This is a genomic window from Xanthovirga aplysinae (assembly GCF_009711365.1).
GTDB lineage: Bacteria > Bacteroidota > Bacteroidia > Cytophagales > Cyclobacteriaceae > Xanthovirga > Xanthovirga aplysinae.
In genome coordinates, this window is the sequence record NZ_SMMB01001243.1 from 1 (window position 1) to 13,711 (window position 13,711).

General features: G+C 36.9%; 11 protein-coding genes and 1 pseudogene. 3 read left to right on the plus strand and 9 right to left on the minus strand.

Annotated features, from left to right (window positions below):
- The 7 genes from E1171_RS18760 to E1171_RS24790 all read right to left on the minus strand — a co-directional run.
- Positions 1-1,184 (minus strand): DUF58 domain-containing protein (locus E1171_RS18760; protein WP_155207594.1); only part of this gene is annotated, 1,184 nt, incomplete at its 3' end.
- 53 nt (positions 1,185-1,237) lie between these two features.
- The gene (locus E1171_RS18765; RefSeq protein ID WP_155207595.1) at positions 1,238-2,224 is read right to left on the minus strand and encodes an AAA family ATPase; all 987 of its coding nucleotides are present in this window, start codon (positions 2,222-2,224) and stop codon (positions 1,238-1,240) included.
- Positions 2,224-3,423 carry a DUF4350 domain-containing protein gene (locus tag E1171_RS18770; protein WP_155207596.1) on the minus strand — a complete coding sequence of 400 codons (1,200 nt, stop codon included), beginning with the start codon at positions 3,421-3,423 and terminating at the stop codon, positions 2,224-2,226. The genes E1171_RS18765 and E1171_RS18770 overlap by 1 nt, the downstream gene beginning before the upstream one ends.
- Entirely contained in the window at positions 3,420-4,178 is a 759-nt protein-coding gene (locus tag E1171_RS24665; RefSeq protein ID WP_155207597.1) for a DUF4129 domain-containing protein, read from the minus strand. Before E1171_RS24665 ends, E1171_RS18770 begins: the two co-directional genes overlap by 4 nt.
- A gap of 97 nt (positions 4,179-4,275) precedes the next feature.
- Positions 4,276-5,172, minus strand: coding sequence for a hypothetical protein (locus E1171_RS18780; protein WP_155207598.1), 897 nt, complete (start codon positions 5,170-5,172; stop codon positions 4,276-4,278).
- Complete coding sequence (locus tag E1171_RS18785) at positions 5,156-5,800, minus strand: stage II sporulation protein M (RefSeq protein ID WP_343031473.1); 645 nt, start codon at positions 5,798-5,800, stop codon at positions 5,156-5,158. Before E1171_RS18785 ends, E1171_RS18780 begins: the two co-directional genes overlap by 17 nt.
- Positions 5,791-6,063, minus strand: coding sequence for a stage II sporulation protein M (locus E1171_RS24790; RefSeq protein WP_343031474.1), 273 nt, complete (start codon positions 6,061-6,063; stop codon positions 5,791-5,793). The genes E1171_RS18785 and E1171_RS24790 overlap by 10 nt, the downstream gene beginning before the upstream one ends.
- Before the next feature lie 113 nt (positions 6,064-6,176).
- Between E1171_RS24790 and E1171_RS18790 the strand changes: the two genes are divergently transcribed.
- The gene (locus E1171_RS18790; protein WP_155207599.1) at positions 6,177-6,887 is read left to right on the plus strand and encodes an RDD family protein; all 711 of its coding nucleotides are present in this window, start codon (positions 6,177-6,179) and stop codon (positions 6,885-6,887) included.
- A gap of 234 nt (positions 6,888-7,121) precedes the next feature.
- Here E1171_RS18790 and trxA read toward each other — a convergent pair whose 3' ends face one another.
- Positions 7,122-7,442, minus strand: a complete 321-nt coding sequence (gene trxA / locus E1171_RS18795) for a thioredoxin (protein ID WP_155207600.1) — start codon at positions 7,440-7,442, stop codon at positions 7,122-7,124.
- A 418-nt stretch (positions 7,443-7,860) separates the two neighbouring features.
- Between trxA and E1171_RS18800 the strand changes: the two genes are divergently transcribed.
- Complete coding sequence (locus E1171_RS18800) at positions 7,861-8,637, plus strand: molecular chaperone DjiA (RefSeq protein WP_155207601.1); 777 nt, start codon at positions 7,861-7,863, stop codon at positions 8,635-8,637.
- Between the two features lie 120 nt (positions 8,638-8,757).
- Here the strand turns inward: E1171_RS18800 and dnaE are convergent.
- Positions 8,758-12,984: pseudogene (gene dnaE / locus E1171_RS18805) on the minus strand (DNA polymerase III subunit alpha).
- A gap of 276 nt (positions 12,985-13,260) precedes the next feature.
- On the opposite strand from dnaE, the gene E1171_RS18810 reads away from it, so the two are divergent.
- Positions 13,261-13,557, plus strand: coding sequence for a hypothetical protein (locus tag E1171_RS18810; protein WP_155207602.1), 297 nt, complete (start codon positions 13,261-13,263; stop codon positions 13,555-13,557).
- Positions 13,558-13,711 lie beyond the last annotated feature (154 nt).

Genomic DNA, 13,711 nt, shown 5'->3' on the forward strand with positions numbered 1-13,711 from the left:
TTCTGTAATTCTCGCACAATTTGTTTTTTTTCGTAGGCAAATTTTTCTGCAATAACTTTATAGTAAACCTCTTTTACATTTTTCGCTTCATTTTCCAGAAGGTTTTTTAATTCGGTGTTTTCAAAAAAGATGACCAGTAAAAGGTGGTTTTTGGCTATGGCTTTTAAATAGGGTAGTTGTCTTTTTAAGGCCGAAAGGTTTTCAAAATTGGTGTAAAGAGCAATTAAGCTACGTTGAGTTACTTTTTTACGTAAATTGGCATAAAGAGCTTCAAAATTACTTTCCAGAAAGTTAGTATTCAATTTGTATAAATGCTCTAATACCTTTTGCATATGAGCAGGACGTCGGCTTGCCGGTAGAATATTTTCAAACCGATGGGAGAAGTTCATTAATCCGGCTTTATCATGTTTAAGCAATGCCACATTGGATAAGACTAAGGCGGAATTGATTGCATAGTCGAGTAGGCTCATAGCCTCAAAAGGCATTTTCATTGCCCTTCCCATATCTAGGACATTATATATTTGCTGACTACGCTCATCCTGGTAGTGGTTGACCATCCAATCTCCTTGTTTGGCAGTCGCCTTCCAATTAATGGTTCTGATGTCATCCCCTAAAACATATTCTTTGATTTGCTCAAATTCGGTGGTATTTCCTAATCGACGAATTTTTTTGATACCCATCTCTGTCAAACGATTGGAGATGGCCTTAAGGTCATATTTGCGTAATTGCAAATATGCAGGATAAGAGGGGACTATTTGGCCATGCTCCTTAGGAATCCTTCTGCAAGCTAAGCCTAGGGGTGAGGTGATGAATAGGATTAAAGAACCAAAATGGTATTCACCTCTTTTTATGGGCCTTAGCTTGTAACGTAATACTTTTTTCTCCCCTGCTTTGAATCTAGCTTTCAATGCCAAATCCCGGATCTGAAATTGAAAGGGGAGTTCATCAATGAGGGTCAGCCCCACAGGAATAGTAAAATTATTTTGCAAATAAACTGAGATGGTATGCTCATCTCCATTAGAGAATTTTTCAGGACATTGTCTTTTGGCTTTTATTCCCCTTTTATTTGAAAATAAGATAAGACCATCAATTACCAATAGAGAAACAGTAGCCCAAAGTACATATTGGGCAATACTAAAGAATAAAGGATAAAAATAACCCAGCACGAATAAAACAACATTCATGGATAAAATTTGAAAAAGTCTGGGTTGTATGTATAAGTTATTTATAATTTTCACTATCGAGGAACTTCAATGGTTTCCAGAATTTGTCGAATGCTTTCGTCTGCTGTGACTCCTTCCATTTCTTTTTCAGGAGTTAAGATCACCCTATGTTTAAGAACAGGGACACTAATTTTTTGAATGTCCTCTGGAGTGATGAAGTCTCTTCCTCCCATAGCTGCAAATGCTTTGGCTCCTCCCATAATGGCTAGTGAGGCTCGTGGTGAAGCCCCTAGGAAAAAGTATGGGTTATTTCTAGTGCCGTTAACAATCTGTGCAATATACCGGATAAGTTTTTCCTCTACATGTACCTCTTGAACTTGTTGCTGGAATCGGATTATTTCCTCCATGCTAAGCACTGATTCTACCTCCGAAAGGGGAACTCTGTTTTTTTTGTTTTGGAAATCAGTGAGCAATTGGGTTTCTTCTTCCAAAGAAGGGTAAGTGGCCTCAATTTTAAAAAGGAATCGGTCAAGCTGAGCCTCCGGTAGGCGATAAGTCCCTTCTTGTTCAATGGGGTTTTGGGTCGCAAATACTAAAAATGGTGATTTCATAGGATACGAATTCCCATCAATGGTAACTTGTCTTTCTTCCATTACTTCAAATAAGGCCGATTGGGTTTTGGCGGGAGCACGGTTAATCTCATCAATCAAAATGATGTTGGAGAAGATAGGGCCTTTTTTGAATTCAAAAGCTGTCCTTTGAGCATTGATCATGGAAGTGCCTAAAATATCGGAAGGCATCAGATCCGGAGTAAACTGTATTCTCGAAAAACCTGATTTAATAGTTTTTGCCAGTAAACGGGCTGTCATGGTTTTTGCAATTCCCGGGACACCTTCTATTAATACATGACCGTTAGCCAGAAGGGAGGCAATCATTAATTCAATCATTTTTTCCTGTCCTACAATGACTTTTGAAAGCTCCTTTTTCAATCGCTCAATGGCTTGATGTAATTCTGATAAGTCAATTCGACTTTCAAAACTGATGTTTGTATTGTCTTCCATTATTTTATGCTTTTTCGAACAAATTTTTCTATGCTTTGATTTAATTTAAGAAGCTGTGCCTCATTAATTTTTGGGCTTAATTCGCACTCCTGAATGATTTTGAAAAGGGCATTTACATTTTCTATTGACACTCCTGTTTTTTCAGATAGTTTTTTGAAAAAAGATTCATCAGATTTTTCAGTAGATAAATAAAAGTGAGTTCTTAGATACTCCTTAAAATATAGGATCTTTTTATCTGCCATAGCCTTGTGGCTCCCGCTTTCCAGGTAGAGCTGCCCGATGGTTTTTGCAAAATCCAGGCTACTGTTTTTTAGTGGATTAATTATAGGTATGATTCGTTGTTTTCTTTTTACCTCAAAAAGAATAAATACCAGTAAGCTGAAAACCCCCACAAAATAAGCCCATTTTAAAGGAGGTTGACTAAGAAAATACCTCAAAGGAGTTGTAATCTGAAGCCTTCCGGCTTTATAATATTCGTCCCATAAAAGTGTACCTTTTGGTAAGTAAGATAAAGTCCCTTTTATGTAGGGTAGATTGTCCCTCTTTAAAGTATTAATATTAGTAAAAGCTAAAGGATTGGAGTGAAAGAAAATGCTTCCTTTACCAAATTTAGTTTTGATGAAGTTAATTTGTTGTTGTTGTTCAATCTTGGCTTTTCCTAAAACGATGCTTTGAAGAGTATCAAAACTGTTGATGAAGTTAAAGGAAGTTTTTCCCCTGAAAGATTTTATTCCCGAAAAGGCCGGATTTATTAAAGAGAAGGAGAGTGTGTCTTCTTTGTAGTTTATGAAAGGTGTAGTAGATAGATGTAGGGTATCTGCCAATGTCCCCTTTAAACTCATGGCAGAAATAAATAAATGATTACCCTTTGCGACATAGTTTAATAACTTTGTTGTTTCTTCCTTGTCAGGGCTGAATTGATTGTTGATAATTAATAATGTTGTGTGATTACTATCCGAATTGTCTACAAATTCTTCCTTTTTTAATAACAAATAAGCTGTTTCTTCAACAGTCTGAACTTTTTTATTGGGGAGTAATTCAGGTAATAAATCGTGTAAGATGAAATTTCCATAAGGAATTTTGGAATTTTTAGTAAAGTTCATGCTCCAGTCAATGGGTTTTGGTTTACTAACCTCCATAACGATTAATAGTCCAAAACTTAAGAATAGGAGCCCTCCATATAGATATTGGCGTTTCATGAGTTTTCCACCTCCTTTAGCTTCCCTTTAAATTGTTCAAATGAATTTCCAATGGTTTGGTAAGTTTCCTTAGTCAATGGGAAATTTCCATACCAAGCATATTCGTATAAGTAGGTCAGTTGCTTAAAAGATGCTTTAAAAGTATCTTTTTGTAGTTCTTTCAAATAATCATCGTTTGTTTTTTCCAAGCTCCATCGGATTAATTCTTGGGAGGAAAGAACTTTTAAAAGTTGAAGAAATTGAAATCGGATGGCTAAGCGAAAATTATTTTCCAGGAGTGCATCATTAATAAGTTTTTCCCAATCAATTTGCTCGATATGCTCTTCTTCTAGAGAGTATTTGAGCGCTTTTTCCCTTCCTTTCGAAGAAAAAAGGGTATTAATTGGTGTATGGGTAAAATGGAGAATTAGTAGTACTAGAGCAGCAACTCCAAGACCAACGATAAATAGACGCCAAAATATTCCACTTAATTTATTTGCAAAGATTATTTCTGCTAATGTTTGCCAAACTCTAGCCCATAACCGATCCCACCAGTTCTCAGGCTTTGGGGCTGGAACTGCATAATTGAAGTTTTTGTCCTTATCATATTTATCTAAAAGAGTAGTATTTGGGGGAGTGAAATTCAGTGAAGCGGTATCATATTTTAGCACATTGATATCCGGTTGCTGCTCAAAAGGCCTGGCTTGTACGGATAGGTTCCCATGCAAGAGATAGAGGGCCTTAAAAAGTATTAAAATCTTAAAAAATTGTTTCACTAAGAGAGTTAATTTAAAAGCGAATAAAGGCCTTTGAGAGGTCTTAGTTTGAAAAGAGAAGCTTAAGGGAAATTATCCTTAAGCTTCTCTTTGTTTTTTAATTTTCTAAATTGCTAAATACTGACGTCTGTTCATTTTGATCATTCCCAATTGAATCGATCTCTTTCGCTGCACCAACACCCTCGGCTCTTTCTACTAAATTAAAATACTGAAAAGCCAGTCCAATGTATAAGATTGCCGAAAAGATTATGCTTATGATGGAAGAAAAAATAGCAATTGTAGTATAGGCAGGATCCAAATTAAAAAAACCTTCTTGTATTGATGAGAAGGTTTTAACTCCCATATAAATCCCAGCCGGAAGTTGGATCAAATAGCCTAAAACCATATAGATAATAGAAAGAACGATGATGATTCCAAAAGTATTCCACCAATTTCCTTTTACAAGTGAGTAACTTCTTCCTAAGGCATCGGTAACACTAATTCCTTCATTTAATTTAGCGAACATCGATAAGGAAAACATTACTGAAAGCCAAATTCCCGGAATGAAAAGGAAAATCATCCCAAAACCTGCGGCTAGTATGCTTAGTAAACCTACCCCAATAATTCCAAATATATTAGAGCCAAGAAATTTTAAAACCTCCTTTGGTCCAAAATTTCCTTTTCCTTTTTTTAAGGTTAAAATGATGTGGGCATAAATTACTCCTGTAAAAATGGTATATAATATACCTGTCCCAAAAATACTTAAAAAGTATAATGGATTGTAAATTGCAAAAGGATCAAAACCTCCATCAGGAGAAGAGAGCATATCATTCATTTGACCCTGAATGGAGCTTGTATACAAACTTGAAAGAATACCTGATAGGATACCAAAAGGTGCTACAATTATTCCAACGTTTTTGATCAAATCTTTGAATTCTGCTCGAATAAAATCAAAAGTCACTGATAGAATATCAGAAAAGTCCCTTTTTTTGTAAAACTTAATGGAATGATTCATAGTCTTTATGTTTCAAATAATATGGATAAAAAATGTAGTAAAAAGAAATTAACAAAAAAGAAAGGCCAATAATCAAAAGGCTCAAAACTACAGGCATATCGTTATGACGGGTTACAAACCCTTCTAAAAATCCTGCTAGAATAAAAAAAGGAAGTGTAGAGATAACTATTTTTAAACCATGTTTAGCCCCCCTTTTGAAGGATTCCAATCGGCTGTATGTTCCCGGAAAAAGAATACTATTTCCAAGCACAAGACCGGCACAACCTGCTATAATAATTACTGAAATCTCTATAGTTCCATGGATCCATATGGTTCGAAAGGATTCAAAGAAAAGTCCTTTCTCATAAAAGAAATATTGAAAGGCTCCTAACATAACCCCATTGGAAAATAATATCAGACCGGTTCCAACTGAGAGCAATAAACCCGCTCCAAATGCAAAAAGGGCTACTCTTATATTGTTTAAAGTGATACCTAAAAACATATCCACCTCATTGGCTTTTTTGTAAACAGCAAGTGGATCCCCCTTGGAAATATTTTCAAGAGTGGCATTTACATAAGCATCTCCCAAAATAAGTCGAACAAAGGTTTGATCTTTAGCGGCCGAAATTGCACCTATACCTACTGCCACCGCAAAAATGAGAATAGCGTAAGTAATTGCGGTTGGAATTTTGCAAACAAAGTGGGGAATTCCTCCTTCCAAAAAGAAAAGAAGCGATTCCCTTCTTCCTTTTTGTTTTTATAGATTCGCTGATGGATCTTTGCTGATAGTTGGTTGAGGTAAACAGTGGTTTGACTGTCCGGATAAAAAGTTTGGGCATAGGACAAATCATTGGTAAGCTGAATAAATAATTCTGATAATTCATCGGCTTCTCCTAAATTATTGGAATTCATGAGTTTATCTATGGATTTCCACCTCTTTGAATTCTGCTTTATGAAGACTATTTCCCTCATTAATTTGTAGTTATTTTACAAAAGTAATATTATTGGTCAGAAAAAATAATTTTATGGAGATTACAACGACTCAAAATGTAGCTATTAATTTTGAAAAAGCGAATGTAGGGGACCGGATCTTAGCTACATTAATTGATGGCTTGATTGTTTTTGGTTATTATTTTGGAGTGTTTTTCTTTTTAGCTTTGCTGGGTATAACGGGGAATAATGTGATGTTTTCGGCTGTTGGAATTATCCTTTTTTTACCTGTATTTTTTTACAATCTTTTATTTGAGGTTTTTATGGGAGGGCAAAGTCCGGGAAAACGCATGAGGAAAATTAAGGTTGTGAGACTAGATGGGGAAAGACCAACTTTCGGGAGCTATTTGATTCGTTGGCTTTTTCGTCCTATTGAAATTCTTTCCTGTTCTGGATCCATTGCCTTAATTACCATTCTAATCAATGGAAAATCGCAGCGTATTGGGGATTTGGCAGCCGGAACCTGTGTGATTAGTCTCAAAAAGGAGATGAGTCTAAATGAAACGGTGTGGGTGGAATTAGAGGAAGGCTATATTCCTGTTTTCCCTCAGGTAAAACGACTAAATGATAGTGATTTCAGGATCATTAAGCACAAATTCGATGAAGCGGTAAAGGAAGAAGATTTTAAAATGATTAATTTATTGGCTAACAAAATAAAAAAGGTATTGGCAATAGAAACCGCAATGTATAATCAGCCCTTTGTGGAGACTATTGTGAAGGACTACAATTATTTTATGGGTAAGTAAGGTTAATATTTAAGGAAATTGAAGGGAAAGAGACTTGAAATGCAAAGGATTTAAAGTGGTCTTTTGACTCTAAATTGAAATTTCACCTCAATTATTTTAATGTTTCTAAAATCAGGTAGAAAAAGATCTCTTTAAAAAAATTAACCTCAGTATAAACAGAAAATATGTTTTACCGAGGTTAATTTTTTGATTTTATTTCCATTAGGAAAAAATAAGTGTTATTGTAAAAGTTGCTTAGATATGAGCATCAAGTTTTTCTGCCAAAACACTTTTAGCAACTACACCAATTTGTTTGTCAACTATTTCTCCATTTTTGAAAACCAATAATGTAGGAATACTTCTAATACCGAATTTAGCAGATACATCAGGGTTTGAATCTACATCTACTTTTCCGATAACAGCTTTTCCATCATAGTCTCCAGCTAATTCCTCTACAACTGGGCCAATCATTTTACAAGGTCCGCACCATTCTGCCCAGAAATCTACTAATACCGGCTTTTCGCTATTGATAACTTCCTTAAAGTTAGCGTCCGTAATTTCAACTGCTTTGCTCATTGTTTATAAATAAATTAAGTTTAATTAAATTTTTGTTCTGCAAATTGTCAGAATATCTTACGCAAATATAAAATAAAAGTTTGGGAAGCAATCTTGCAGAAAAGATAAATCGATTCTTTGTATACTGGATGACAATTTTAGAGGAATTTTTCTTGTTTGAAATTCATCTTGTTTTTCTCAATAAATGATTAAACCAAGCTTTGAAAAGTGTGTTTTGATGGGTGAAAGAGCCTATCCCCAGTGTTTTGATAATAGTCAATGAATTATTAGTTTGAGAACGATTTTAGAAAGAAGGTTGCCAAGGCGTTCTTTGAAAAGAACGAAAGCAAGAACTAAAAGGAAGGAATATTTCCTTAATCCTCGTTTTTTAGGGATAAGTTCTTTGGGTAGGAAGTTTGAAATTAAAGTATACAATTAAATGTTAAAGTGGGTTTTAGGGTTGATTGGAATCATTTTTTTTGATTTTACAACTGCCTTTTTTCTTTTTTTAATAGGATGGGTAATTGATAGTTTTCTTGAAAAGGGAGGGCGGGAAAGATCTGTTCCTTTTTCCCAACCTTTTTGGTTTGAAATATTTCTCTTATTTCTTGCCCGGGAAGTGATTCGAATCGATAAACAGATTCGAGATGAAGAGGTGAACTTTGTTAGAAATACCTTTCGGCAAAGGTTTGGGCCTTCCAAAGCCAGTGAAATTTTTTCTTTATATCGACAATATCGAGATAAGTTAAGCATACCAGAGGTTTGTCGTTTAATCAACCGTCATGCATCCTATCAATATCGATTAATAGTGGTTCAATTTCTTTTTGAGGTAGCTTATGCTGATGGGGAAATCACTGCCATTGAAGAGAATATTATTACACGGATAGCGCATCAATTACATGTTTCTCAACATCATTTTGAATCTATACGATATATTTTTGCAATGAAGGGACAAAGGGGGCAGCAAGGGTATTCCTATCAAGGTCAAGGAGTAGCCCAGCAAAAAAGTAAATTGAAAAATGCCTATAAAGTTTTGGGGGTTCGTCCGGATTCCACTAATGAGGAGATAAAAAAAGCTTATAAAAAACTGGCAAGAGAATACCACCCAGATAAGGTAGCAAGAAAAGGGGAAGAGTATGTGAAAATTGCAGAAGAAAAATTTAAGGTATTAAATGAAGCTTTTCAATTGGTGAAAGGAGAGAGGAAGTTTAGTTGATTATTTTTAGAATGGAACATGATTTAATTTAACTCAATAGATTGGTTACTGAGTGAGAGACGCAAAATTTTGCGTCTCTATGGTCAAATTTAACGTTTCATTCTTCCTACTTAACTATTATTATTCCCCCACCATCAACTCATATTCTACTTCATTAATTTCCTTTAGAGAATCCAAAAGGCTATTGTTTGGATTTACTCGATATTTAGTGGCAAGTAGTTCCAGGTTAATCATTTCCTTTCTGTCGATAAGGTTTAAGTGTAATGGACATTCCCCCTGGTTCTCACCTACCGCCTTCTCCAACTGATTGATTAAGTCTGAATTGAGTCGTTGGGCTTCTAATTTTACCAGTAGTCCTTTTGCCATTTTATCTCGTATATCCCCCAGAAATTGAATATCTGTAAGTTTACATTCCGGCTCGTTGTTTCTCCATTTTTGTCGAACAATTGTTCCTTGTAAGTATAGAAACCAACCTACTTCGAAGAAGCGTTTGAACTTGGTATAATCTTCTGAGAAAAGGAAGAAAGTATACGAACCGTTATAATCTTCTATGGTAAGAGTTCCAAAAGGTTTTCCATTCTTTGTGACCCTATGATTACAATCGGTCACCACTCCTCCCAAAGTAATTTTTTTTCGTTGCTCTAATTTTGGCAGATCCTCTAGTTCCTGAAAAGTCGTATTACAAAAGTGCGTCATTTCAATCCTAAACTCGTCTAAAGGATGGCCGGTGATATATAGACCAACTACTTCTTTTTCAATATTGAGCTTTTCAATTTCACTGTAAGCGTCAATTGGTAAAACCTTTGGTCTTGGAATAGAAACCCCGCTATCCCCTCCGAATAGAGAAGCCTGGGCACTTTGGGCTTCCAATTTCATCCTTTGGGCATATTTAACCACCTTCTCAATTAAGGTGATATCATTTTCAGGAGCCACCAGGTATTGACGTCGATGGAATTCTGAAAAGCAGTCAAAAGCTCCGGACATGGCCAGTACTTCAAAGGTTTTTTTATTGACCGCTTTTAAATTTACTCTTTCAGCAAAATCAAAAATGTCAGTAAAATTTCCTTTTTCTCGTTCTTCAATGATGGCTTCTACCGCAGCTTCACCACTTCCTTTTATGGCCGCGAGACCAAATCGTATTTCTCCTTCCTCATTTACTTTAAAGTTAATTCCTGATTCATTGACGTCAGGCCCTAATACCTTGATACCTAAAGAACGACATTCTTCCATGAAGAAAGTTACCTTTTCAATATTGCTTTGGTTGTGTGTCAAAACCGCAGCCATATATTCCGCAGGATAATGAGCCTTCAAATAGGCTGTATGGTAAGCTACAACAGAATAGCATGTCGAGTGGGATTTATTAAAAGCGTATGCAGCAAAGGCTTCCCAGTCTTTCCAAACTTTCTCGAGTTTCTCCGGGTCGTGACCCCGTTCTTTTCCTCCATTGATAAACTTAGGTTTTAGTTTTTCAAGGAGAGCAAAGATCTTTTTACCCATGGCTTTCCGTAGCATATCAGCATCACCCTTTGTAAAGCCAGCCAAACTCTGGGAAAGCAGCATTACCTGCTCTTGGTAAACGGTAATTCCATAAGTTTCACCCAGGTACTCCTCCATGGCAGGAATGTCATAGCTGATTTCCTCCCGCCCATGTTTTCGGGCTACGAAGTTAGGAATATATTCTAGTGGCCCTGGACGGTAGAGGGCGTTCATGGCAATTAAATCTTCGAACTTATCGGGTTTGAGTTCCCGTAAGTACTTCTGCATCCCTGCCTACTCGAACTGAAACGTACCGTTGGTTTGTCCTCTTTGATATAATCCGTAAGTTTTTTCGTCGTCTAAAGGAATATCATCCGGTATAATGGTTACACCATGTCTTTCTTTGATGTATTTGCAGGCAGTTTTGATGATGGTCAGGGTTTTTAGCCCTAAGAAATCCATCTTCAGCATTCCGGCACTTTCTACCACCGAGTTGTCAAATTGCGTAACCAGAAGTTCGGCATCCTTGGCCGTTGATACTGGAATGTATTTGGTGATATCATCTGGAGTAATGATGACCCCACAAGCGTGAATTCCTGTGTTTCGTATGGATCCTTCAAGGATTTTGGCCTGACGTAAAACATCTGATTCCAGCCCATTTCCATTATGGATGTCGTCCAGCTCTTTAACCTCTTTGAAAGCCTTTGTAAGGGAAGTTCCAGGTTTTTCCGGTACCATTTTAGCCAAAGAATTGGCTTCCATAAGTGGAAGCTCCATAACTCGGGCACAATCTCTAATGGAAGACTTGGCCGCCATTGAGCCGTAGGTAATGATCTGGGCTACCTGGTTTTGTCCGTATTTATTTACAACCCAGTCAATGATGCGGGCTCGGCCTTCATCATCAAAGTCAATATCAATATCAGGAAGGGATACTCGGTCAGGATTTAGGAAACGCTCAAAAAGTAAATCATATTTGATGGGGTCTACATTGGTAATACCGATACAATATGCAACCGCCGAACCTGCAGCGGATCCACGACCTGGCCCCACCGAGACGCCCATGTTTCGGGCTTCAGAAGTGAAGTCCTGGACAATTAGGAAGTAACCGGGATAACCCGTGTTGGCAATGGTAGCTAGCTCAAAATCCAATCGCTCCCGGATCTCTTCGGTGATCTCTCCATATCGTTTTTCTGCCCCAATATAAGTCAAGTGTCTCAAATAGGCATTTTCACCTCGTTTTCCTCCGTCTTTATCATCTTCAGGGTCTACAAATTCATCCGGTATATCAAATTTAGGAAGGAGCACATCCCGGTCCAATCTATATTCTTCTATTTTATCTAGGATTTCCTGAATGTTGGTGATGGTCTCAGGAATATCACTAAATAGCGATTTCATCTCTTCCTGGGATTTGAAATAAAACTCGTTGTTGGGAAATCCAAAACGAAAGCCTCGTCCTCGCCCTTTTGGTGTGGATTGCAACTCCCCCTCTTTCACACAAAGTAAAACATCGTGTGCATTGGCGTCTTCTTTTTTAAGGTAGAAAACGTCGTTTGCAGCGATGACTTTTACATCGTATTTTCGAGCAAACCGTAAGAGTACTTCATTGACATGGTTTTCTTCCTCCAGGCCATGTCGGTTTAGTTCCACGTAGAAATCATCCCCAAAAACTCCATGCCACCATTTGAAAGCTTCTTCCGCCTGTGTTTCTCCCACATTCAAGATGAGGTTAGGGATCTCTCCATAAAGGTTTCCTGTTAAGGCAATCACATTGTCTTTATATTCCTCAATGAGTTTCTTGTCTATTCGGGGATGTATTCCATAAAGGCCTTCGGCATATCCAAGTGAACTTAATTTGGCTAAATTCAGAAAACCCTCCTTGTTTTTTGCCAATAGGACCTGTTGAAAACGTTTATCAGGATTGTCTTTTGTGAATTTTAACTTCTTTCTTTCTTCGGCCACAAAAAATTCGCTCCCAACGATGGGTTTGATTTCATTATTAAGGGCTTCTCTAACAAAATGAAAAGCAGCCATCATATTGCCCAGGTCGGTCAATGCTACTGCTGGCATTTTATTTTCTTTTGCCAATGCCACTAAATCCTTTATGGGGGGAGTAGCTTGCAGGATGGAGAACTGGGAATGTAAGTGCAAGTGACAGAAGGGCCCGTCAATATTTTGTACGGCCTTTTTGTCAACGGTGAAATTAATATTTTTAGAAGTATCTTCCTTGGCAGCGAAATTTGCTGCATTCAACACTGGTGGTTCGTATGTGATTTCAGCTACGGCAGTATCGTCAAAGGGATTAACGACCTTTTCTTTGATTAAGCCGAAGAAACATTTGGCAGTAGCGTCTACGTCATAAGCTGCATCGTGGGCATCGTCAAAACCTACTCCAAATAGTTTGGTGTGGAGCTCCGTTAAGGTAGGCCATTTGAATTTACCCCCTCTTCCAGGAATGGCCACGTATTCTGTGGATTCGTCCTTGGTGTCCAGGGTTTGAGTTTCCAGCAATTGACTCTCTAAAGCTCCTCGAATATATTCTGCTCCCATAATATTGATATCGAACTCCACATTGTGTCCGATCAATAAACTGGCAGCTGCCACATCTTTAGCAAAAGTTTCTAGTACGAATTTTAATTCGTGTCCTTCATCCAGCGCTCTTTGAGTGGAAATCCCATGTATTTTGGTGGCATTAAAAGGAATTTCAAAACTTTCTGGTTTGACAATGTAATTATGATCTGCCAGAAGCTTACCGTTTTTATCATGTAACTGCCAAGCCAATTGTACCAGTCGGGGCCAGTTATCCAAATCGGTGATAGGGGCATTATAATTTTTTGGTAGGCCGGTGGTTTCCGTATCAAAAATTAAATACATAATTGAGCTGCTGGGTTAAAAAAGTCAAATTGAGCCGGTCAAACAAATGGCTGCAATATTGAAAAAACTATTACTTATTTTAGGATTCAAAGATAATGAAAAGTATAGAGAAGGTGGCTGCTAAATGGGATATAAAGTCTAATGTGGTTTACAAAGTATAGATATTATCTACACTGAAAAAATAGGATAATTAATATTGGCCGTTTTTCATAGTTGTTTTTCACTTTTAAACTATGAGAAGAACTTTACCTGGTTTTCAAAAAATAATGGATGGAAATGCTTTTTACAATTAGCGTGTTATTGGGACTAACAGGTATCGCTTATACTTCATTTTACACTCCTTTAGCAAAAGTGTGGTTTTTCCCTCAATCCTATAGGGCAAATGTCTATTATACGGTAAAAAAAGATAGATCCATAGCGATCCACTATCCTGAGGAACTTTGTGCAAATTTTCCACTTCCTTGTATGGCCGTGAAACCTGAGCCTTATGTAAAAAGTTCTAGCAACGAATTGTCAGTCGGTTTTTATTTTTCTGAATTTGATAGTGTGGATTTGTTTCATAGATTTCCCTGATCTACTTTTTCCTAATCCTAAATAATTAGTGTAAATTCTAAAATTTTATTATTGGTCAAATAAATCATTTTTTATAAATGTATATTTGAATTCAGTGTCTTGATACTAAGGTAGTTCTGTTGAATTTAATCCTTATGTCTTTAAATTGGTTTGT